This window comes from Devosia sp. GW821-FHT12F11, assembly GCF_058806655.1.
In genome coordinates this window covers 304,242-325,311 of record NZ_JBXAPX010000002.1, presented here as the reverse complement: position 1 = coordinate 325,311, position 21,070 = coordinate 304,242, and the positions used below count along the sequence as shown (strand labels likewise).

Below are 21,070 nucleotides of genomic sequence, written 5' to 3'. Positions count from 1 at the left end.
TTGCCCCCTAGCAAGAAGGCGGTAACGCTCAAGGACGTGGCGCGGCTGGCCCAGACAACGCCTATGACCGTCTCGAACGTGCTCAACAACCGAGCGGGCGCCGTGGGGCCGGACCTCTCGGCGCGCGTCCGGCGCGTGGCGCAGGAGCTCGGCTATCGCCCGCACGCGCTGGCGCGGCGCCTCAGGACGCAACGCAGCCAGATCATCGGCGTGGTGCTGGTCGATGCCTCGCCGTTCTTTCTCTCCGACCCCTTGACCGCCGCCATGCTCGCCGGCCTCACCGCCGAGCTGCATCGGCTCGACTACAACACGATCCTGCATGGGGTCGGCCCCGATGAGGTCGAGCAGGCCTCGTTCCTGCGCAATATCGAGACCGACGGCTTCTGCATGGTGCTCTCCGGCTCCAGATCGACCCGCCGCCGCGTGGTCGAACGCATCGCCGCCACCAACCAGCCGCTGGTCATCCTGCAGGAGGAGGTGCCGGACGACGTCCGCGATGCCGCCTCTATCCATTTCGATGACCGGGGTGGCGCACGCGAGTTGGCCCGCGCCCTGGTGACCGACACGGTACGTCACGTGCTGTTCCTCGTTCCGGCGCTGGAATGGGCTGCCATGCAGCGTCGTGAGGGTGGCATCCGCGAAATCCTCGCCGGGCGGCCCGAGGTTCGCCTCAGCGTGGTCAAGTCCGCCAACGAGGGCTTTGAGGCTTGCCAGGCCGCGCTGGGCGCGTTTCTTGCCAAAGGCGATGCACCCGACATCGTCATCGGTGGCAACGACCAGATGGCAATCGCTGCGATGCGCTACCTGCAGGACATTGGCCGCAAGGTCCCCGACGACATCCAGGTTGCGGGGTTCAACGGCCTGGAGTTCGGCCGCTATTCCACGCCCGAACTCACCACGGTCGCCGCCCCGGCATTTCGGCTGGGCAAAGCCGCCGCCAATGCCATGTTCCACCGGCTCGACACCGGCAGCTTTTCCTTCCGTGAGATGGTGGTGCCGGTCGAGGTTGTGCTGCGCGGCTCGACGCGCGCGGCCTAGGCCTCGACGCGCTTCCGGCCGCGCTGGCCGGCCAACTGGCTGATCGTGGCGCGCAGCGCCGCCGGCTTCACCGGCTTGGTCACCACGGTGATGCCGCGATCCTCGGCCAGCGCCCGCACCGCCGGACTGCGATCGGCGGTGACCAGGGCCGCGGGGAGGTGGCCGCCGACATTGTGGCGCAGCCACTCGATCGCATCGAGGCCGGAGGTCTGGTCGAGGTGGTAGTCCATCAGCACCAGGTCGGGCAGCCAGCCGAGCAGCAGCCCGTCCTTGTCGATGTCCTTGAGCGAGCGGGCCGAACGCACGTCGCATCCCCAGCCGCCAAGCAGCCCTTCCATGGCATCAAGGATGGCGCGTTCGTTGTCGACGCAGAGAATCCGCAACCCATTGAGGTTGGAGGTCGGTTCGCGTGCCGGCCCCTCCTCGGGCATCACCTTGAGCGAGCGATGGTGCGGCAGGTAGAGCGAGAAACGTGAACCGCGCGCCTCCTTGCTCTCCAGCTCCATGGTGAGGCCAAGCGCTGTCACCAGGCGTTTGACGATCGACAGCCCGAGGCCGAGCCCCTGCGCCATCCGCGCCCCGTGCTCCAGCCGGCTGAACTCGGCGAAGATCAGCGCGTGCTGGTCCTTGTTGAAGCCAATGCCGGTGTCGATCACGTCGAACCGCACCCTGGTGCCGCGCAGTCGGGCGCCGACCAGCACCCGGCCGCCGGGCCGGGTATACTTGATTGCGTTGGAGACGAGGTTCTGGATGACGCGCGCCGTCAGCGCCCGGTCGCCCACCACGGCGAGCGAAGTGTCGACCAGCCTCAAGTCGATCTCCTTCTTCAGCGCCAGCGGCGCGAACTCGACATCGACCTTCTTCAAGAGGTCACGCACCTGGAACGGCATCGCCGCCGGCTTCACCGCACCGGCATCGATGCGCGAGATATCGAGCAGCGCCGCCATGATCTCTTCGACCGCGGTAAGCGAGGCTTCGATCGAGTGCGCCAACTCGTCGAGCCCGGTACCCCCGGCGCGCTCGACCAGCGTCGAGGTATAGAGCCGCGCCGCGTTCAGCGGCTGCAGCAGGTCATGGCTGGCGGCAGCAAAGAACCGGGTCTTGTCACGGTTGGCGGCGTCGGCCTTGGCTCGCGCCACTTCGAGCTCCGAGTTCACCCGGATCAGCGCCGCGGTGCGCTCCTCGACCCGGCCCTCGAGCGATTGGTTGATGCTGGCGAGCTCGGTTTCGGCATCGACGCGCGCCGTCACGTCGGCGAAGCTGATCACCAGCCCGCCATCGGGCAGGCGCGAGGAGTGGAACTCCAGTACCTGGCCCTTGGCGCCGAGCCGCTGGCTGACGGTGGTGTGCGACTGCGTCAGCGTCTGCACCCGCTGCGCGGCGAGCGAGATGGCGTCACCGGCGCCGAGATCGCCGCGCCGGGCGACGAACAGCGCCATGTCGTAGAGCGCCGTCCCCGCATGCATCAACTCGGCCGGCACGGCCAGCAGTTCGCCATAGCGCGAGTTGCAGGTGACCAGCCGCAGGTCGCGGTCGAACACCGCCACCCCTTGCGGGATGTGCTCGATCGCCTGTCGCAGCGAATCCTGTGTCTCGGTCAGCGTCTCGACCATCTCGAATTCCGTGCCCCACCCCAATATCTGCCCCGGCTCCCGCTGTCGCAAGGCCGCACAAAGTCGGGGCTGTTATCACGGTATCTTCAATGGGGGGTGGCAACGCCGCGCGGCCGACGCAACAGTTGAGTTGCTTTGTCGCCCAAACAGAGAAAAACTCAATCGAGGGCGCGGCTTGGGTCATCTGCCGAGAACGGGGAGGCCAGTCGGCGCCGCCAACCAAGGGGACTTACATGTTCAAGGAATTCCGCGATTTTGCCCTGAAGGGCAATGTCATTGACCTCGCCATCGGTGTGATCATCGGCGCCGCGTTCGGCGCCATCGTCTCGTCCATCGTCGACGACCTGTTCATGCCGATCATCGGCCTGATCCTCAACGGCATCGACTTCTCGAACCTGTTCCTCGTCATCTCCAACCCCAACAACGTCCCGGTCCCGTCCGTTGCCGCAGCCCGCGCCGCCGGCGTCGCGACGCTCAACTACGGCCTGTTCATCAACGCCGTGGTGAAGTTCACCATCATCGCCTTCGTGCTGTTCCTCGTGGTCAAGGGCATCAATCGCCTGCGCAGGAAGGAAGCTGCCGCTCCCGCCGCGCCGCCGGCCCCCACCACCGAAGAAAAGCTGCTCACCGAGATCCGCGACGCCATCAAGGCGCAGAAGTAAGCGCGTGACGTCTGCTGCGTTTGGAACGCACGCCGCTTGCCCGGCGTGCGTTTGCCATTTCAGCGCCGTTCGCAGGTGTGGACAACCTACCCCGGATAATCCACCTGCGTCTCCGGCCGGGCCGCGACGAACGCCGGCAGGTCGCGGCAGGACGCGTCGAGTGCCTCGAGCAGCGGGTAAGGGGCGAGGTCACAGCCGAAGCGGCGAGCATTGGCCATCTGCGGCACGAGGCAGGCTTCGGCGAGCCCGGGCGTGTCGGTGAAGCCGTAGCGGGTGGCGCGGATGCGGCGCGCCAACGCCGTCTCGAGGCTCTCGAAAGCCGCGGCGATCCAGTGCCGGTACCAGCCGTCGATCTGCGCCTCGCTGGCGCCCATCGGACCGGCGAGATACTTGCGCACCCGATTGTTGTTGATCGGATGCACGTCGGCCGCGATCAACAGCGCGAAGGCCCGCGCCTCCGCCCGATCGAGTGGGTCGGCCGGCAGCAGCGGCGGGTCGGGATAGAGTTCCTCGATCAGCCCGATGATCGCCAGCGACTGCGCCACGATGCGTCCATCGATCTCCAGCGCCGGCATCAGCCCCTGCGGGTTGATGGCGCGGTATTCGGGGGAGCTGGCCGAGGGCACCGGCACGTATTCGTAGCCGATGCCCTTGAGGTTGAGCACGATCCGCACACGCTGGCCGGCGGAGTTCTGATAGCGGGAATGGAGACGGAGCTGCATGCCGACAAGCTTGGCTGCAGCCGTTGTCACAATCCAGCGGTTTGCAGGCTCGCCACGGTTTGACAGACTCGACGGCGCCGATATCTTAGCGGCAGGGCTGGTGCAGCCCGCCGCTCGCGCCCGCACGGGCAAGGTGAATGCACTACTGTCAAAGCCGGGTTTGAGCCCTTAACGGACAGCCCGTCGGCAATGCGAGCACTGACCCTACGCGCTGTCCGCCAGAGGATCAGACCATGCATTCCTTTCTCGATTCCAAGCATATGGCCAAGGCGCTGCGACAGGCCCTCGCCGAACGCGGCCAGGAGATTTCGCACTCCGACGCGCTCGAACTCGTCGCTCGCCAGTATGGCTTCGCCAACTGGAACATGCTGTCGGCACGCATCGAGGCGGCGCAGCTGAAGCCGCTCGACCTGCCGTCTGGCTGGCATGTCGCCGGCCACACCAATGAGGGCAACTATCGCCTTGGCATCGACCCACGGGCGCCGGGCACCGCCTTGATCGAAAGCCGCCCGGATCGTGACGAGGCGATCGACCGCGCTTCCGGTGAGACGGCAGTGCTGATGCAGTCGATTCTCGCCGCCCCCTGGCGTGGCCGCCGGCTGCGGCTCACGGCGGAACTGCGCACCGAACACGCCGAGACCGCGACGCTCTGGATGCGCGTCGATCCGCCCGAGGGACGGTACCTGCATTTCGACAACCTGATGCAGCGCCCCGGCGGCCCGCTCGCCGGCACCGTCGGCTGGACCGAGCGCCAAGTCGTGCTCGAGGTGCCCGAGGCAGCAGCGACCATCCATTACGGCTTTTTCTTGCGGGGAAGCGGCAAGGTCTGGGCCCGGCGCTTCAACCTTGAACCGGTAGGACTGGACGTTGCCACCACCGAGCCAGGGCCCCGCTACCTCAGCCGCCCGACCAACCTCGACTTCGGCGGCGAACAGCCAACGGCCTGAGCCAGTTGACTTCGCAGCGCCGAAGGTGAGACTGAGTGGCAGGCCCGTGCAGCCTGCCGCTCGCACCCCCTTGGGGACGGTGAACCGCGCGACTTCATCCTTGTGGTTTGACCTCGGGCAAGCCGTCAGCAATGCGAGCACTGACTCTTCTTGCTGCCCGGCGAAAGGTTCAGACCATGCACAGTTTCCTTGATGCCAAGCAGATGGCCCGCACGCTTCGCCAGGGCCTTGCCGACAGAAAACTCGAACTCAGCCACTCCGACTGCCTCGAGCTGGTGGCGTTGCAGTTCGGTTTTGCCGACTGGAACACACTCGCCGCCCGCATCAACGCTGAAGCGCAGCCGCCGGCGCTGCCGCATGGCTGGACCGTCACCGGCATCGGCCGCGGCAATGCCTATCGCGCCGGGCTCGATCCCGACCTGCCGGGCGCTCTGCGGGTCGCCTCGACCAGCCCCAACGACATCGTCGACGTCGATGAGTTCGGCGGCCTGATGCGCACCATCTCGGCCGACGCCTGGCGCGGCAAGACCATTCGGCTCGGCGCCGAACTGATGGGCAAAGCGGTGGAACGCGGTGCCATCTGGCTGAAGCTCGACGCCGCCGACGGCCGCCCGATCAATGTGGCCAACACCCCGGCGCGCGGCGATTTCGGCTGGACCGGCCGCGAAGTGGTGATGGCGGTGCCGGAAACGGCCGCACTGATCCGCTACGGCCTGCAACTGGCAGGCGGCGGCGAAATCTGGGCGCGCGGGTTTCGGCTGGAAGAGGTGGTTTAGCTAGAGCCTCTCGGCGAGCGCCTTCTCCCGCAAGGGGAGAAGGCAAGCTGGCGCTCGGGGAGAGTTCGATGGGCGATCAGCCGCCGGCGCCAGTGAGCGTCAGGTCCCCGCTGATCAGCTTGTTCGAGCTGACCCTGGCCGTCGGGCGTTCGCGCGGCAACTCGAGGCTGGCCCAGACGCTGACCAGCGCATGGCGGAGTTCGATGATCATCTCATCGGTGTGGAGCGGCGTCGGCGTGATGCGCAGCCGCTCCGTGCCCTTGGGCACGGTGGGGTAGTTGATCGGCTGGATGTAGATGTTGTGCTTTTCCAGCAGCATGTCGCTCGCTGCCTTGCAGAGGCGCGCGTCGCCCACGATCACCGGCACGATATGGGTGTCGGTCTTCAGCACCGGCAGGCCGGCATCGCCCAGGATGTCCTTGGTCAGTTGCGCCTGGCGCTGCTGGCCGTCGCGTTCCACCGAGGAGACCTTGAGGTGCTCGATCGAGGCGCGCGCCGCGGCACACAGCGCCGGGGGCAGGGCGGTAGTGAAGATGAACTCCGGCGCATAAGAGCGGATCGCGTCGATGATCGCCTGGTTGGCGGCAACGTAGCCGCCCATCACGCCAAAGCCCTTGGCCAGCGTCCCCTCGATGATGTCGATGCGGCCCATCAGGCCGTCGCGATCGGCAATGCCGCCGCCGCGCGGGCCATACATGCCCACTGCGTGCACTTCATCGATATAGGTGAGCGCGCCGAATTCTTCGGCGAGGTCGCAGATCTCGGCGATCGGCGCCACGTCGCCATCCATCGAGTACACCGACTCGAAGACGATCAGCTTGGGCCGCTTGCGATCGACCGACGCCAGGAGCTCACGCAGATGCGCTACGTCATTGTGGCGGAAGATCTTCTTTTCCATGCCCGACTGCCGCACGCCCTGGATCATCGAGGCGTGGTTGAGCTGGTCCGAGAAGATCACGCATTCGGGGAGCAGCCGCGCGATGGTCGAGATCGCGGCCTCGTTGGAGACGAACCCCGAGGTGAACACCAGCGCCGCTTCCTTGCGATGCAGGTCAGCAAGCGAACGTTCGAGCTCGACCAGCGGTCGGTTGGTACCGGAGATGTTGCGCGTGCCGCCGGCGCCAACGCCGAGCCGCGCCGCGGTATCCTGCATGGCGGCTATGGTAACCGGGTGCTGGCCCATGCCGAGATAATCGTTCGAGCACCAGATGGTGATCTCGCGCTGGTTGTCGGCATTGTCCCGAAAGATCGCTCGGGGGAAACGCCCGGCGATCCGTTCGAGATCGGCGAAAACGCGATAGCGCTTTTCCTGCCGCAAGGTGTCGACGGCGTCCTCGAAAAACCCGCGATAGTCCATAATTCCACTCTCAAAGCGCAGGCCTTTCGCCTGCTGGCGACCTTACCGGCCAAGGAGATAGCTATTCCCCGGACTCTGGCTTTGACATAGGTCAATTCGCCGCGCGGCGGCTTATACAAGTCATTGGCCGGGCTGCAGCTTGCCGGTGCAGCTTGGAACCATCCTAAACAATGCCGCCCCCGGTGCCAATCAACAGATGTGCGCCGCTCGTCGCATCCGCCTTATCCGACTGATGATATTCTCCGTTCAGAATGGGTTCAGCGCTATCGTGTCACTGCGCTCGCACTGGCCGTTGCGACGTGGGATTAACGGCCCCGATGCCTTTCCGTTGACCCGGTTCCGGCGTCCGCTAGTATCAACCTTACGGAAACAGGGGGATCCGCCATGAAGAGCTTCTCTTCGTCCAGCTTCGCCAACGACCATGCCGAAGTGCTCGACCTGGCGCTTGCCGCCGTCAACAAGCACCCGCAGGCGCTGTTCACCGATTTCCAGTGGTTCCTCTACGAGGCGCGCGACACGGTGTTCTTCACCGCTGCTTCGAAGTCGCATTTCGACAAGGAAACGCTGGGCAATCTGGTCGCCGACATGGTGGCGCTGGCCCCGCAGCTGAGCCACGGCTTCGTCGGCGCCCGCCCGGGCCAGCCGTTCCCGAAACACCTGCTCGATGCCATCACCCATGTCGAGGAAGTCGACGAGTTCGACGGCTATCCGGACAAGTGGGTGTCGAAATCGCCCGACATCTTCGAGCGTGACGACCTGCCGCTGTTCCGCGTTTCCGCCGTGGTCCGTCGTGGTGGCCCCGACGAGATGGGCCGTGCCTCGATGATCCAGGTGCGCTCGAGCCACGCGCTGCTCGAAGGCTCCGACTCGGCGCTCCTCACCCGCTCGGCTTCCGCCGGCCACGGCGTGATGAGCGACAAATCCAACAAGGTCGGGCTCGGCGCCCGCATCAAGGGCACGCTCCGCGGCTGGGGCATGACCTTCATGTACGTGACCCTCGCCAACATCCTTGCTCCGGCGGAAAAGCCCTGGGGCTTCAAGACGCTGGCGTTGAAGCGTCACCGGCTGCGGCTCCTCGCCAACAAGCTCGGCGTGCGCCAGCGCTCTCTGATGTTCGCGCTCGTTACCCACGCGCTGAACGGCGAGGGCGAAGAGCGGCACATGTCGAAAAAGGTGATCGGCGCCGCCTACACCATGCTCGACGGCAAGCGCCACGATGCCGATGACGACTTCTTCCGCGTCCGCGCGCTGGAAGCCAAGTTCGAAGTGATCGACGATTTCGTCGCCTATGTCCGCAAGGTCGACGACACCATCGACAAGATCGAGAAGAAGGACATCACCAAGTTCCAGGTGATGATGAACTCGATGTTCCGCTCGCTGCGCGCCCTCAACCGCGCGCTGCCGTTTCTGCCGGGCAAGCGCTTCTGGCGTTTCAACGGCGGCATCCACGTGGTGCTGACCCTGGTGCCGCCGCACCGCACCTACGGCCCTATGACCCACGGCATGATGGAGCCGATCTATTGCGGCGCCTGGCACCCGGCCGCCAATATCTGCACCTTCTGTCCGGGCCGTGAGTACATCACGCTGAACTTCTCGATGGAAACCCGCCACATCGCCAACGTCGAAAAGATCGAGCAGCTGCTGCTCAAGGTCGAAGCGATGGACGTCGCCCCGACCGGCAAGGTGATCGTCGAGGACGACACGGTCTGAACTGAGGGTCTAGACCGGCGCCTCAGTAGTAGCCTTCTCCCGCAAGGGGAGAAGGTAGGCCGTTGGCTGTGGCTAAGCTCAGCCCCTGAACCCACCCAGCTTCGCCACCACCATGTCGTGGTCCGACAGCACTTCGCCATCTTCGGCCAGCGACGGCACGATCCGGCTCTCCTCCACCAGCAGTCCGCGCGTCAGGAACCAGTCGAGCTTCCAGGTGCCGCGGGGGCTGCGGCTGACGCGGCTCGGCCGCGTCGTGGTCTGGCCGATCGGCCCGCCATGCCGCTCGAAGCCGCGGCCATAGGCGTGGGCGAACAGCGTCTCCTTCTCGAAATCGCCGCCATCGGCGAGCCCGGTGTTGAGGTCGCCGCCAATGATCACGGGCGTATCACCGGAGAGCTCGTCGATCGCATCGATGAGGCGCTTCACCTGCGCCTCGCGATATCCAGCGTCGCCGCGGTTCTCGAGATGCACCGATACGGCGTAGAGCGGCCCCTCGGTGGTGAGCACTGCCGTCGCGATGGCGCAACGCGTGCCCACCCGGCGGGCCGGGCTTTCGGGGGTGAACCAGTGCCCGTGCGGCTCGAGCCGGATCATCACCGGCGCCTGCAGCACCGCTTTCGACAGCAGCGCGTTGCCATGGAAGCCGTGGCGATTGAAATCGTCTTTGCAGAACTCGAGCTCCACCTCGGCGCCGAGCTCCAGTTCCAGGAACTCGACCCCGAAGGCGTAGTTCATGCCAAGCTCGGCCGCGATGTCGCGTGAGGTGTGCCTTTGCCCGGTCCGCGCCATGCCGTTATCGACTTCCGACAGCAGCACCAGCTCGGCGCCTTCGCGCCCCAGGACTGCGGCGGATTTCTCGACATTGTAGCAGCGCTCGAGGTTCCAGGCGGCGACGGTCAACGGGAAGGCCAGCACCTCGCTGCGTTCGGCCACAGGCGCTTCGACACGCTGCAGGCAGGCGAGACCGGCGAGGGCTTCGGCATGGTTGGCCTCGGTCCGCTGCAGCGCATCCAGCCGGTCACGCTCGGCCTGCGGCGGGCCTTCCAGCAGAGCGATCTGGGCGGGTTTGACGGAATCGGGAGACATGGGCGTTGGTACTTCGTGAGCGAGGAGGGGAAGTGCTCCACTAGCCAGCCGATATGTCGTGCCGGTGACAAATCGTGTGCCCACGTACCGCCGCGTACGGAAGTCGCCTTGTCGGGCGACTTTCCTCACGCTAAATCCCCCGCCAACAACTGTTTCCCGGGGGTTCTTCGTGTCTGAATATGCAACCTATCCCAGCCTGAAGGGCATGCCGGTGATCATCTCCGGCGGCGCCTCGGGCATCGGCGAGGGCATGGTCCGCGCCTTCGCCGCACAGGGCTCGAAAGTCGGGTTCGTCGATATTGCCGGCGAGGCGGGCGACAAGCTGGCGGCCGAGCTGAACGCAGCCGGCGGCACAGTGAAGTTCACCCGCTGCGACGTCACCGACATTGCCGCCTACCAGGCAGCCATCAAGGGTTTTGAGGCGGCGCATGGCCCGACCCTGGCGCTGGTCAACAACGCGGCCAACGACCACCGGCACGATATCGCCGATGTCAGCTCCGAGGATTGGGACAAGCGCATCGCCGTCAACCTGAAGCACGCTTTCTTTGCGGCGCAGGCCGTGGCGCCGGGTATGGTTGCCGCCAACCGTGGTTCGATCATCAATTTCGGCTCGGTCAGCTGGATGACGCTGTCGGCGCAGCTCACCGTCTACACCGCCGCCAAGGCCGCCATGCATGGCATGTCGCGCTCGATGGCCAAGGAATATGGCCAGCATGGCGTGCGGGTGAACACGCTGGTGCCGGGTTGGATCATGACCGAGCGTCAACTCTCGCTCTGGGCCACTCCCGAGGCGCTTGCCTCGCTCGATCAGCAGCAGGCGCTGAAGGGCCGGCTCTACCCCGAGGATATCGCCCGCATGGTGCTGTTCCTCGCAGCGGACGATTCCAAGATGATTTCTGCACAGGACTTCATCGTCGATGGCGGCTGGGCGCACGGCTGATCGGCCGGTAAACGACCGCTTCAATACGGCGCCTTCCTGATCTAGTCTCGCCGCGGGCAAAGGCGGCGAGGCGAACACCTTGCTGCCGCAATCGGTGGCGAGAACGTGCGCCACACCTACGGGGGACGTGAATGAAATCCAAGATTCTGATCGCCGGGCTCGCGGCCCTGTCGCTGAGCGCCTGTACTTCGGTCAATCCATATACCGGCCAGAGCCAGCTCTCGAACACCACTGGCGGCGCGCTGCTCGGTGCGGGCGGCGGCGCGGTGGTCGGCGGCATTATCGGTGCAGCGACCGGCGCTGACCCGCGTGTCGCAGCGCTGATTGGCGCCGGCGTCGGCGGCCTCACCGGCGGCATGATCGGCAACTACATGGATCAGCAGGAAGCCGAGCTCCGCGCCCAGTTGCAGGGCACCGGCGTTTCGGTGACCCGCGTCGGCCAGCAGATCATCCTCAATATGCCTTCCAACATCACCTTCGCCACCGACTCGGCGACGGTGCAGCCCAAGTTCAGCGAGACCCTGGTCTCGGTCGGCCTGGTGCTGAAGAAGTTCAACAAGACGGTCATCGACGTCTACGGCCACACCGACTCGCAGGGTTCGGACACCTACAACCTGGAGTTGAGCCAGAAGCGCGCCACGGCCGTGGCGACTGTCCTCGCCAGCCAGGGCGTCGACCAGCGCCGCTTCTACATCACCGGCAAGGGCGAGGAGGATCCGATCGCCTCCAACGGCACTGAGTCGGGCCGCGCGCAGAACCGCCGCGTCGAAATCCAGCTCTCGCCCATCCAGGGCTGAGTTCGGCAATTCTCCGATTGAAGGCCCGGGCGCGTCCCGGGCCTTTCTCATTGCGCGGCAGGTGTCGCGGCAGGGGCGGTCACCGGCGACCGGGTATTGCTGGCAAGCAGCTGGAAAGCGAGCAGGATCACCACCACGATCCCCACCCCGATCAGCCCGCGCTTCCACCAGTTGGTCGGGCCGGTGCCGCCGACCGTCTCCTCGACATCGCGCGTCACCTGCAAAGTCGAATTCTCCGGCAGCGAGATCGGCTGGCCGTTCTCGTCGATCAATTGATCCACTCGCGCCACCTTGGGCGTTCGTCTCACGTCGGCACTCATCGCCTCTCCCTCCGATAGCGATCGAACAAGTGTGTCCCTCAGGCTTTGGTTCCCTGAACGCGCCCCTCAGCGCCCATTCAGTCGACCCAGCACACGCTAGGAACCATAGAACCAGCCGAGAGGACCAAGACCATGCTCCGCATCGCTCTGCTTTCCGCCGTTCTCGTCACCGCCCTTGGCGCTGCGCCCGCCTTAGCCGAGCGCAACAACGGCGACAGCATTCCGCCCAACTGCACGCTTGACCCGTTCACCAAGAAGCTGAACTGCCACATCTGGCCGACCTGCACCCTCGATCCGTTCACCGGCAAGATGAACTGCCCGGTGCCAAAGGCGACGACCCGCAAGCTGAACTGATCAAGGCCAGCTCGACGCCCGTCTCCCCCGCCCAGGAGGAGTGCGGCATCGTGGCCTTCACTCAACTAAGCCCGCACGATGATGGGCGTGCCCACCGACACGCGTGAGTAGAGATCGATCACGTCCTGGTTGATCAGCCGCACGCAGCCCGACGACACCGCCTTGCCGATGCTCCAGTACTCGCGCGTGCCGTGGATCCGGTAGATGGTGTCGACGCCGTTGCGGTAGATGTACATCGCCCGTGCGCCCAGCGGATTGTTGATGCTGCCGGGCATGCCGCCGGCGAACTCGCGCGTCTCGGGCTGCCGCTCCATCATCGAGGCCGGCGGATACCAGGTCGGCCACTGCGCCTTGCGCCCGATATTGCCGCGTCCCGACCAGGTGAAGCCGTCACGCCCGATGCCGACGCCGTAGCGGATGGCGGTGCCGTTGTCCTGCACCAGGTAAAGGTAGCGCGCCGAGGTCTCGACCACGATGGTGCCCGGCTTCTCGCCGGTGGGATCGTCCACTTCGGTTCTGAGGTGACGCTGCTCGACCTTGTTGAGGTCGACTGCCGGTACGGGGAACTTCTCGTTTGGCAGGGCGCCGTAGATATCGAGGTAATAGGGCGAGATGATCGCGGGCAACAGGTTGGGCACCGTCACCTGCCGATTGCCGATGGTGGTCGAGCAACCCGCCAGCGCCAGCCCGCCGAAACTCGCCGCACCCAAGATAAAGGCCCGCCGCGACGGGCCGTTATTGCCGATCGTCTTTGTCTGCACGGAACCGGCCCCCTGAAAGGCTGCCCACCAGAACGGATTACTACTTCAGCTTGCGCACCATTATGGCTGCGGCAAGCTGGCTGTCGATCAATTTATCGTTCGGCCCCACGCCGCTCGCGCCAGGTCACGCAGCTGCAGCGACTCTGCCCAGCGGTCGGTGAGGTCGGTCCCGTCGGCGCCGGCGATGGCGTAGGGCTGCGGGCCGAGCTCGCAGAGGAAGCTCAGCTCCGCATCCGGGTCGGCGCGGCTTTTCCAGTCGGCGAAGCCGTTGCGCCACCAAGTGCCAAACTGCTCGAGCCAGGGTGCGTGCTGGGGGAACGACAGCGGCAGCTGCACCTGCTCGCTGCTGGCGATGCGGCCGTGGAAGGCCCAGCAATGCTCGAGGATCGTTGTCATCTGCGCCTCGATTTCCGCCGACACCGGCAGGGCGATCTCGCGGCCGACCACATAGTGCGACAGGTCGCCGAGCAGCTTCAGCTCGGGGAGGGCGCCGATCAGGTCGAGGGTGAAGTGCAGGTCGTTGGTCATCCGGTCGCGATGCGTCTCGACATAGACCGGGAACGGCACCTGCTCGGAAAGCTTGAGCCAGCCCTCCGCCACCCGCACCGCCTCGGCCAGCGTCCGCGGGCGGAGGTTGGGCTGGATGTTGATGTGGTGCACGCCATAGGCCGCGCCCCATTCGAGCACCGGCAGGAGGCTGTCGATATCGGTGGGAAAGCAGAGGCCCTCGACCACCAGCCCGGCGGATTTCGCCAGCCGGCCCGCCCGCTGCGCCACCTCGGGATCGATCCACTGGGTGCCGAAGCCATCGAACCCGGCATTGGCGATGATCTCGATATTGGCCTCGAGCGAGCGCTCGCGCGGCGCGCCCTTGAGGCCGATCATGGTCCACAGCGATTGGAGGACGAGGAGTTTCTGCATCGTGGAGTTTCCGGAGCGTGATCAGGAAAAGTTGTGGGACTTTTCCGGTTCGATGGCGCGACAAACAAACTGGGCGGGATCGAGGAAAGTGGCGAACAACGGCGACTAGATCAGCACCACGCTTTCCTGCTCGTTGGGGTCGGTTCGGGCGATGATGGCCCGCGCCATCCTGGTGGTCGGATTGAACGGCTGATGCGGCACGCCGGCTGGGATGTAGACATAGTCGCCTTCGTTCACGACATCGGTGAACTCGAGGTTCGGCCCGTGCCGGAACGAGGTCGAGCCCTCGATCTGGAAGATCGCTGTCTCATGCGCCTCGTGATAGTGCGGCTTGGCTTCGGCGCCGGGCGGGATCACCGCCATATGCATGCAGATGCCCTTGGCGCCGGCCGATTGCGCCGAAACGCCGGCGAAATAGTCGAGCCCCTGCTTGCCGTGGAAGCCTTCGCCGCCCCGGATCACCTTGCACCCAGCCGCCATGACATGTCCTCCGCCAATCAGCCGCACCGTAGTGAACGGGCGTCACAGCAGCAAGACGGTGGTGGGCGTGACAGCGATCGGTCCGCCCACGTCCTGAGCCCAGTCACCGGCGTCATCCCCGCGCAGGCGGGGATCCAGTGGGAAGTTTCAGTGTTCGCCGGCCTGGAGAGATTCAACTAGGTTCCCGTCTGCGCGGGAATGACGCCGGTGGGAGGATGCGGGACCGAGCGCCAGCGCCCTATTTCGCATCCGGCCCGCTCGGCCGCTGCGTCAGCACCACATCCAGCTCGAGCAGCCGCCCCTGGCGCAACAGCTGCAGCCGCACCCGTCGGCCGATCGCATCGGCGGTGAGCATCCGCAGCAGCGGGCCCGGGCCCTCGACCGGGCGACCATCGAGGCTCAAGAGCACATCGCCCTCGCGCACCCCGGCCCGCGCCGCCGGACCATCGCCGACGATCGAGTGCAGCACCGCCGCGGTCCGCGTGCCGACATGGGCGGCGTCAGCCACCCGACGCGGCAGGTTCACCGTGTCGGCCGCGACGCCGAGATAAGCCCGCCGCACCCCGCCATGCTGCAGCACTTCGCCCAGCACCAGCTTCACCGTGTTGCTGGCCACCGCGAAGCAGATGCCTTGCGCTCCAGCAATCATCGCCGTGCTGATCCCCACCACCTCGCCGAGGCTCGAGACCAGCGCGCCCCCGGAGTTCCCCGGATTGAGCGCCGCGTCGGTCTGGATCACGTCCTCGATCGGCCGCCCGGACGGCGAACGGAGGCTCCGCCCGAGCGCCGAGATGACGCCGGCCGTGACCGTCGACTCGAACCCCAGCGGATTGCCGATGGCGATCGCGATATGGCCGCGCTTCAGCCCGCTGCTGTCGCCGAGTGCCGCGATCGGCAGCGCGCTGCCATCGACCTTGAGGATGGCAAGGTCGGTATCCGGATCGGCGCCGAGCACCCGCCCGGCCAGCCGGTGTCCGTCGGGCAGGGCCAGGTGCACATCCTTGTGCGTGCCGACGACATGCGAGTTGGTGACCACCAGCCCATCCTGCGACAGCACCACGCCCGAGCCATGGCCCTTGCCGTCCGTCGTCACCATGCCCACCGCCGGCCCGACGGTCTCGGCGACCTCGGAAACGGTGAGGGAATAGACATCGAGCAGGCGCTGATCAGTGGGGAAGGGCAAGGGCTGAGCCATCGGGATGCTCCGGCAGTTTCGGGTGCAGCAAATGTGGGTTTTGCGCCGGCCTCCCGCGATCCTGCCCATATGGGGAGCTTTCGAGCCGCCGGGTGCGGGCGCAAGTCTCTGCCAGCATCCGCAACAAGGCCACTCACATGTCCTTCCCCGAACTCCAGGCGCTTTCCGCTTCCCTCGCGGCGCTCACCGCCAGCGTCGCCCCCCGCATCATCGCCCTCCAGGGCCGCGATGGCCGCGAACTCTCGGGCTTCATCTGGCGTACCGGCCTTGCCATCACCGCCGATGAGGTGCTGGAGGGCGACGACGAAATCGCCGTGCTCGGCGCCGACGGCAAGCTCGCCACCGCCCAGATCATCGGCCGCGATCCCAGCACCGACGTGGCGCTGCTGAAACTCGAGACCCCGGAGTTTGCCGACTGGGCTCACGCCGCGCTGCCGGTACCAGGCTCGTTGGCCGTGCTGGTCGGCCGCGGTGAGGACTCGGTCCTGTCGGGCCTCGCCTCGGTCACCGAGGTCGGCTCGGCCTGGCGCAGCATGCGCGGCGGCGAGATCGATGCGCGCGTCACACTCGGGCTTCGGCTGTCGCCGCGCAGCGAGGGCGGCGCGGTGGTGGCGCCCGATGGCAGCCTGATCGGCATGGCCGTCACCGGCGCGCGCCGCCGCACCATCGCCATTCCGGCTTCGACCATCGCGCGCTCGGTCGCAACGCTCAGCGAAAAGGGCTATATTCCCCGCGGCTGGCTCGGCGTCAGCCTCCATCCGCTGGGCCAGGATGGCGGCGCCATCGTCGTCGGGCTCGAGCCGGCGAGCCCGGCTGCCAATGGGGGCTTCCTTGTTGGCGACATAATCACCACATGGGGTGGAGACCAGGTCCGTTCGGTCAGCGACGTCGCCGATCGCCTGAACGCCGGTACCGTCGGTAAGAATATCAGCCTGGGAGTGCAACGCGGTGGCAGTGCATTGGAACTCGAGATCACTATCGGCGAACGCCCGCGGAGCTGAAGCTTCGGTTGGGCAGTCCGTCCTCGGCGGGCTGGTCCTCGGCGTCGCCTTCGATCTCACCGACCCGGCCCTTGAACAGGTGCTCCGCACCCTGATCGCCGGCCGTCATGACCTTTACGAGGCCGACGCTGAAGAGGCGGCGGTCACCATCACCGATCGCCCGGCTGCGCTGGGCGGCGTCACCGGTGCGCATCGTGTGCTGCGCGTCGGCGCCGACGAAGCGCGCCGCAACGCCATCGACAGCCTCGATCCTGGGCTGATCCTCGCCGCCGCGCTGCTGATCGGCGCCGGCTATGCGCTGGAGCGCGAGACGGTCGAGCGCGCCGGCAACGAGCGGCTGCCCGCGTCGCTTTTGCCGCGGCTCAGCCAGCGCGAACGCCAGGTGGCGGAACTGCTGGTCGACGGCGCCTCTAACAAGGTGATCGCCCGTGCGCTCGACATCTCGGTGCACACGGCGAAATTCCACGTCACCGCGATCCTCGAAAAGCTCGGCGCCCGCAACCGCGCCGACGCGGTGTCGATCATCCTGCGCGAAGGGTTGGTCGCGATCTAGTTGAACGCTGTGGCCTTCGTCTCCTCTCCCCTGAGGGGAGAAGGGACAGGGGGCTCAGCCAATCAGGCAGTCCTAATGCGACCCCGGAGCCTTCCCCGGCGCCATCAGCGTCGAAAAAATCCGGCCGATCAGGTTCTGCTCGGCGGGCTTGTCGACATGCTCGTGGTTGAGTTCCACCAGCAGCGCTGAGGTGGCGTCGAGCCGCTGGCTCTGCACCTGGGCGATCCGGAGCGCCAGCTCGGGGTGCTTCTCGAGGATGCGCATGGCGTCGCGCACCACCCGCACCTTGCTGTCGCGCTCGGCCCGGACGGTGGCGCTATGCGGCCGGCCGAGCAGCACCGACATCTCGCCGATCATCGCATCGGAATGCTCGATCGTCGCGATCGCCAACCCGTTCCGCTCGACCACGAACTTGCCGCTCTCCAGTACGTAGAGATCGCGTCCGGGCGTACCCTGGGTGACCAGCTCCTCGCCCTTGGCAACATCGAGCGTCGGCGACGAATAGGTGAGTGTCAGGAGGCTGGCCATGGTTCATCCCCACATGAATGGGCCCCGGAGCCTAACCCGTTGCGGGCGCGCCATGAAGGGCCATTCTACACCATGCGCAGCAGCACGTCGGCAACCAGGTGGTCGCCGCCCTTCTTGAGGATCAGGTCGGCGCGTGTCCGCGTCGGCGCGATGTTGTCCATGAGGTTGGGCAGGTTGATCGAGCGCCAGTTGTCGAGCCCGAACTTGCCCGCCTCGTCCTTGCTCATGTCGGCGTAGCGCTTGAAGAACGAGTCCGGGTTACGGAACGCCGTCTCCCTGAGCCGGAAAAAGCGTTCGAGATACCAGGCTTCGAGATCCTCGGCGTCGGCGTCGATATAGATCGAGAAGTCGATGAAGTCCGAGGCATAGAGGATCGGCGCGCCGGCCTTGCCTGGGGCCCCCGGCTGCAGGATGTTGAGCCCCTCGACGATCAGAATGTCCGGCTGGTCGACGATCAGGTGCTCGCCCGGCACCACGTCATAGACGAGGTGGGAGTAGATCGGCACTTCGAGCGCCGGCGTTCCCGATTTCACCGCCGCGAGGAAGGCCACCAGCCGCGCCCGGTTAAAACTCTCCGGAAAGCCCTTGCGCCGCATCAGCCCACGTTCGATCAGCACCGCATTGGGGTGGAGGAACCCGTCGGTAGTGACGAGATCGACCTTCGGGCTCGATGGCCAGCGCTGCAGCAGCGCCCTCAGGATACGCGCCGTGGTGGATTTGCCCACCGCCACCGAACCCGCGACGCCGATGATGAACGGCACCTTCGGCGCCCCGATGTTGAGGAAGCGCTGCGACACCCGGTGCAGCCCCTGGATCGCTTCGACATAGAGCGAAAGGAGCCGCGCCAGCGGCAGATAGACCTGCTCGGCCTCCTGAAGCGAGATCGGGTCGGAGAGCGCGCGCAGCCGCAGCACGTCGTCGGCGCTCAGCGTCATCGGCTCGTCGGCGCGCAACGCCACCCATTCCGCCTTGCTGAAATGGTGGTAGGGGGAGAGTTCGGCCGGCTGCATCATGCGCGCGTCGGCCCGCCGTTGAGCCGCGCGGCGATCACCATTGCGAGCCGCTCCGCCACCTCAAGCTTATCCATCTCGGGCCACGCTTCGGCGCCCGCAGCGCTCAGCAGCGTCACCCGGTTGCGGTTGCCGCCCATCGCGCCGCCTTCCGCCGAGACGTCGTTGGCGACGATCAGATCAGCGCCCTTGCGTTTGAGTTTGGCCTCGCCGTTCGCCACCACGTCGCGCGTTTCGGCGGCGAAACCGACGACGATCCCGGGGCGCTGGGGATGATGCCCCACCGTCGCGAGGATGTCGGGGTTCTCGACCATGCTGAGGTTGGGCACAGCGCTCGTTCCTGGCTGCTTCTTGATCTTGTCGGTTGCGACGCTGTCGACCCGCCAGTCCGCCACCGCGGCAACGAACACCGCGCCGTCGGCGGGCAGGGCGCCTTCCACGGCCGCCAGCATCTGGCGCGCCGTCTCGACATGCGTGGTGGTGACGCCATCAGGATCGGCGATCGATACCGGTCCGCTGATCAGCCGCACCTTCGCCCCGAGCTTCGCCAACGCTGCTGCAATGGCGTGCCCCTGTTTGCCCGACGAACGGTTCGCAATGTAGCGCACCGGATCGATCGGCTCATGCGTCGGCCCAGAAGTGACGATGAATGTCTTGCCCGACAGCGGCTTCGCCGGCGCCAATTGCCCAACGATGGCCGCAAGGATTTCCGCCGGTTCGGCCATCCGGCCTTCGCCGGCCTCGCCTGCTTCTGCCATCGCTCCGGATTTCGGCCCGATGAACTGTACCCCGTCGGCCAGCAACGTCGCGTGGTTCCGCCGGGTCGGCGCCGCCGACCACATCAGTGGGTTCATCGCCGGCGCCATCAGCACCGGCTTGTCGGACGCGAGCAGTACAGCGCTGGCGAGATCGTTCGCTACCCCGGTCGCGACCTTGGCCATCAGGTCCGCCGTCGCCGGCGCCACCACGATCAGATCAGCCTCGCGCGACAGCCGGATATGGCCGACATCGTGCTCGTCATTGCGGTCGAACAGGTTGGTGAACACCCGGTCGGCGCTGAGCGTCGCCACCGAGAGCGGGGTCACGAACTCGGCCGCTGCCGCCGTCATCACGCAGCGCACCTTTGCGCCTTCGTCACGCAGCCGCCGGATCAGCTCCAGCACCTTGTAGGCAGCTATCCCGCCGCCGATGATCAGCAGCACCCGCCGATTTTGCAGTTTCATACCGAGCGACCATCGTCCGTTGAGACCGCTAGCCGTCTACACGATCCGGCTGCGATCTCCTACCCGCCTGGCACATAGCTCATGCCGGCTCCGCCGCCAACGCGCCGGCATGGTAGCAGGCAACCGCCTGTTTCGCCCCTGGCTTGGGCTCCAGTGGCGGCACCTGCTGTGCACAGATTTCGGTGGCCTTCCAGCAGCGGGTGCGGAACGCGCAGCCCGACGGTGGCTTGGCGGGGCTCGGCGGATCACCCTGCAGCACGATGCGCTTTCGCTTGCCGCGCAGGTCCGGGTCGTCGATCGGCACAGCACTGAGCAGCGCCTGGGTGTAGGGATGCTGTGGCCGCTCGAAAATCTCCTCGCGGGTGCCGATCTCGACGATCCGCCCCAGATACATCACTGCGATGCGGTCGCAGATGTGGCTGACCACCGACAGGTCATGGGCGATGAACAGGTAGGCGAGGCCAAGTCGCTCCTGCAGGTCCTCCAGCAGGTTGATCACCTGCGCCTGGATCGAGACGTCGAGCGCCGAGACCGGCTCGTCGAGGATCAGCAGCTTGGGGTTGAGCGCTAGGGCCCGGGCGATGCCGATGCGCTGGCGCTGGCCACCCGAAAATTCGTGCGGGAAGCGGTTGCCATGCTCCGGCGCCAGCCCGACCAGCCGCATCAACTCTGTCACCCGGACCTGCGCGTCGCCGGCCTTCATCCCCGAGAGCCGCAGCGGTTCGGAGAGAATAGCGAACACCGTCATCAACGGGTTGAGCGAGGCGAACGGATCCTGGAACACGTATTGCATGTCGCGCCACATGGCGGTCAGCGCCGCCCGTCGGCCATGCTGCACCGGCTTGCCGTCGAAGATGATACGCCCGCCGGTCGGTTGCTCCAGGCCGATGATGCAGCGCCCAGTGGTGGACTTTCCGCAGCCGGATTCGCCGACCAGCCCCAGCGTCTCGCCGGCCCGCAGCGTCAGGCTGATGTCGCTGACCGCCCGTATCGCCGGTTTCCTACCGCCGCCGCGCGCACCATAATGCTTCACCAGATTGTCGATCTTGAGCAGCGGTTCCTCCGTCATCGGTACG

At 66.3% G+C, this 21,070-nt stretch carries 23 protein-coding genes; 10 read left to right on the top strand and 13 right to left on the bottom strand.

All coding sequences use genetic code 11. The features are described from left to right. Window positions 1-1,038, top strand: a complete 1,038-nt coding sequence (locus AC1ROK_RS07190) for a LacI family DNA-binding transcriptional regulator (RefSeq protein WP_492845289.1) — start codon at window positions 1-3, stop codon at window positions 1,036-1,038. Here the strand turns inward: AC1ROK_RS07190 and AC1ROK_RS07185 are convergent. Next, window positions 1,035-2,651 (bottom strand): hybrid sensor histidine kinase/response regulator, encoded by a 1,617-nt coding sequence (locus tag AC1ROK_RS07185; RefSeq protein ID WP_492845287.1) that lies wholly within the window; start codon window positions 2,649-2,651, stop codon window positions 1,035-1,037. The two genes, AC1ROK_RS07190 and AC1ROK_RS07185, sit on opposite strands and share 4 nt — an antisense overlap. A 233-nt stretch (window positions 2,652-2,884) precedes the next feature. Between AC1ROK_RS07185 and mscL the strand changes: the two genes are divergently transcribed. Beyond that, window positions 2,885-3,313 (top strand): large conductance mechanosensitive channel protein MscL, encoded by a 429-nt coding sequence (mscL, locus tag AC1ROK_RS07180; RefSeq protein WP_492845285.1) that lies wholly within the window; start codon window positions 2,885-2,887, stop codon window positions 3,311-3,313. 86 nt (window positions 3,314-3,399) lie between these two features. Here mscL and maiA read toward each other — a convergent pair whose 3' ends face one another. Next, complete coding sequence (maiA, locus tag AC1ROK_RS07175; RefSeq protein WP_492845283.1) at window positions 3,400-4,035, bottom strand: maleylacetoacetate isomerase; 636 nt, start codon at window positions 4,033-4,035, stop codon at window positions 3,400-3,402. A gap of 233 nt (window positions 4,036-4,268) precedes the next feature. Between maiA and AC1ROK_RS07170 the strand changes: the two genes are divergently transcribed. Both AC1ROK_RS07170 and AC1ROK_RS07165 read left to right on the top strand, forming a co-directional pair. Beyond that, complete coding sequence (locus AC1ROK_RS07170; protein ID WP_492845281.1) at window positions 4,269-4,982, top strand: glyoxalase superfamily protein; 714 nt, start codon at window positions 4,269-4,271, stop codon at window positions 4,980-4,982. A gap of 176 nt (window positions 4,983-5,158) precedes the next feature. Next, window positions 5,159-5,758 (top strand): glyoxalase superfamily protein, encoded by a 600-nt coding sequence (locus AC1ROK_RS07165; protein WP_492845279.1) that lies wholly within the window; start codon window positions 5,159-5,161, stop codon window positions 5,756-5,758. A 76-nt stretch (window positions 5,759-5,834) separates the two neighbouring features. Here AC1ROK_RS07165 and hemA read toward each other — a convergent pair whose 3' ends face one another. Continuing rightward, window positions 5,835-7,115 (bottom strand): 5-aminolevulinate synthase, encoded by a 1,281-nt coding sequence (gene hemA, locus AC1ROK_RS07160; protein WP_492845277.1) that lies wholly within the window; start codon window positions 7,113-7,115, stop codon window positions 5,835-5,837. Window positions 7,116-7,499: 384 nt separating this feature from the next. Here hemA and AC1ROK_RS07155 point away from each other — a divergent pair, with 384 nt between their 5' ends. Next, entirely contained in the window at window positions 7,500-8,825 is a 1,326-nt protein-coding gene (locus tag AC1ROK_RS07155; RefSeq protein WP_492845275.1) for a hypothetical protein, read from the top strand. Window positions 8,826-8,903: 78 nt separating this feature from the next. On the opposite strand, the gene AC1ROK_RS07150 is transcribed toward AC1ROK_RS07155, so the two are convergent. Further along, a complete protein-coding gene (locus AC1ROK_RS07150; protein ID WP_492845273.1) occupies window positions 8,904-9,911 on the bottom strand; it encodes an endonuclease/exonuclease/phosphatase family protein in 1,008 nt (335 codons plus the stop codon). A gap of 169 nt (window positions 9,912-10,080) precedes the next feature. Between AC1ROK_RS07150 and AC1ROK_RS07145 the strand changes: the two genes are divergently transcribed. After that, window positions 10,081-10,851: an SDR family NAD(P)-dependent oxidoreductase gene (locus AC1ROK_RS07145; protein ID WP_492845271.1), complete on the top strand. Its 771-nt coding sequence runs from the start codon at window positions 10,081-10,083 to the stop codon at window positions 10,849-10,851. Between the two features lie 131 nt (window positions 10,852-10,982). Next, the gene (locus tag AC1ROK_RS07140) at window positions 10,983-11,648 is read left to right on the top strand and encodes a YiaD family glycine zipper/OmpA-like lipoprotein (protein ID WP_492845269.1); all 666 of its coding nucleotides are present in this window, start codon (window positions 10,983-10,985) and stop codon (window positions 11,646-11,648) included. Window positions 11,649-11,695: 47 nt separating this feature from the next. On the opposite strand, the gene AC1ROK_RS07135 is transcribed toward AC1ROK_RS07140, so the two are convergent. Then, a complete protein-coding gene (locus AC1ROK_RS07135) occupies window positions 11,696-11,968 on the bottom strand; it encodes a hypothetical protein (protein ID WP_492845267.1) in 273 nt (90 codons plus the stop codon). 132 nt (window positions 11,969-12,100) lie between these two features. Between AC1ROK_RS07135 and AC1ROK_RS07130 the strand changes: the two genes are divergently transcribed. Further along, the gene (locus tag AC1ROK_RS07130; protein ID WP_492845265.1) at window positions 12,101-12,322 is read left to right on the top strand and encodes a hypothetical protein; all 222 of its coding nucleotides are present in this window, start codon (window positions 12,101-12,103) and stop codon (window positions 12,320-12,322) included. A 65-nt stretch (window positions 12,323-12,387) separates the two neighbouring features. Here the strand turns inward: AC1ROK_RS07130 and AC1ROK_RS07125 are convergent, their stop codons facing one another. From AC1ROK_RS07125 to AC1ROK_RS07110, 4 genes are all read right to left on the bottom strand, one after another. Next, window positions 12,388-13,083, bottom strand: coding sequence for a L,D-transpeptidase (locus AC1ROK_RS07125; protein WP_492845263.1), 696 nt, complete (start codon window positions 13,081-13,083; stop codon window positions 12,388-12,390). A gap of 87 nt (window positions 13,084-13,170) precedes the next feature. After that, window positions 13,171-14,004: a sugar phosphate isomerase/epimerase gene (locus tag AC1ROK_RS07120; protein WP_492845261.1), complete on the bottom strand. Its 834-nt coding sequence runs from the start codon at window positions 14,002-14,004 to the stop codon at window positions 13,171-13,173. 105 nt (window positions 14,005-14,109) lie between these two features. Further along, a complete protein-coding gene (locus tag AC1ROK_RS07115) occupies window positions 14,110-14,484 on the bottom strand; it encodes a cupin domain-containing protein (RefSeq protein WP_492845259.1) in 375 nt (124 codons plus the stop codon). Window positions 14,485-14,722: 238 nt separating this feature from the next. Continuing rightward, entirely contained in the window at window positions 14,723-15,679 is a 957-nt protein-coding gene (locus AC1ROK_RS07110) for a S1C family serine protease (RefSeq protein WP_492845257.1), read from the bottom strand. A gap of 137 nt (window positions 15,680-15,816) precedes the next feature. Here AC1ROK_RS07110 and AC1ROK_RS07105 point away from each other — a divergent pair, with 137 nt between their 5' ends. Together AC1ROK_RS07105 and AC1ROK_RS07100 are read left to right on the top strand one after the other, a co-directional pair. Further along, a complete protein-coding gene (locus AC1ROK_RS07105; RefSeq protein ID WP_492845255.1) occupies window positions 15,817-16,680 on the top strand; it encodes a S1C family serine protease in 864 nt (287 codons plus the stop codon). Beyond that, window positions 16,628-17,233 (top strand): helix-turn-helix transcriptional regulator, encoded by a 606-nt coding sequence (locus AC1ROK_RS07100; RefSeq protein WP_492845253.1) that lies wholly within the window; start codon window positions 16,628-16,630, stop codon window positions 17,231-17,233. Before AC1ROK_RS07105 ends, AC1ROK_RS07100 begins: the two co-directional genes overlap by 53 nt. Before the next feature lie 72 nt (window positions 17,234-17,305). On the opposite strand, the gene AC1ROK_RS07095 is transcribed toward AC1ROK_RS07100, so the two are convergent. From AC1ROK_RS07095 to AC1ROK_RS07080, 4 genes are all read right to left on the bottom strand, one after another. Then, entirely contained in the window at window positions 17,306-17,761 is a 456-nt protein-coding gene (locus AC1ROK_RS07095; RefSeq protein WP_492845251.1) for a cyclic nucleotide-binding domain-containing protein, read from the bottom strand. 65 nt (window positions 17,762-17,826) lie between these two features. Continuing rightward, window positions 17,827-18,771: a type I pantothenate kinase gene (gene coaA, locus AC1ROK_RS07090; RefSeq protein WP_492846361.1), complete on the bottom strand. Its 945-nt coding sequence runs from the start codon at window positions 18,769-18,771 to the stop codon at window positions 17,827-17,829. Continuing rightward, a complete protein-coding gene (coaBC, locus tag AC1ROK_RS07085; protein WP_492845249.1) occupies window positions 18,771-19,994 on the bottom strand; it encodes a bifunctional phosphopantothenoylcysteine decarboxylase/phosphopantothenate--cysteine ligase CoaBC in 1,224 nt (407 codons plus the stop codon). The genes coaA and coaBC overlap by 1 nt, the downstream gene beginning before the upstream one ends. A gap of 79 nt (window positions 19,995-20,073) precedes the next feature. Continuing rightward, the gene (locus tag AC1ROK_RS07080) at window positions 20,074-21,063 is read right to left on the bottom strand and encodes an ABC transporter ATP-binding protein (protein WP_492845247.1); all 990 of its coding nucleotides are present in this window, start codon (window positions 21,061-21,063) and stop codon (window positions 20,074-20,076) included. Between the last annotated feature and the right edge of the window lie 7 nt (window positions 21,064-21,070).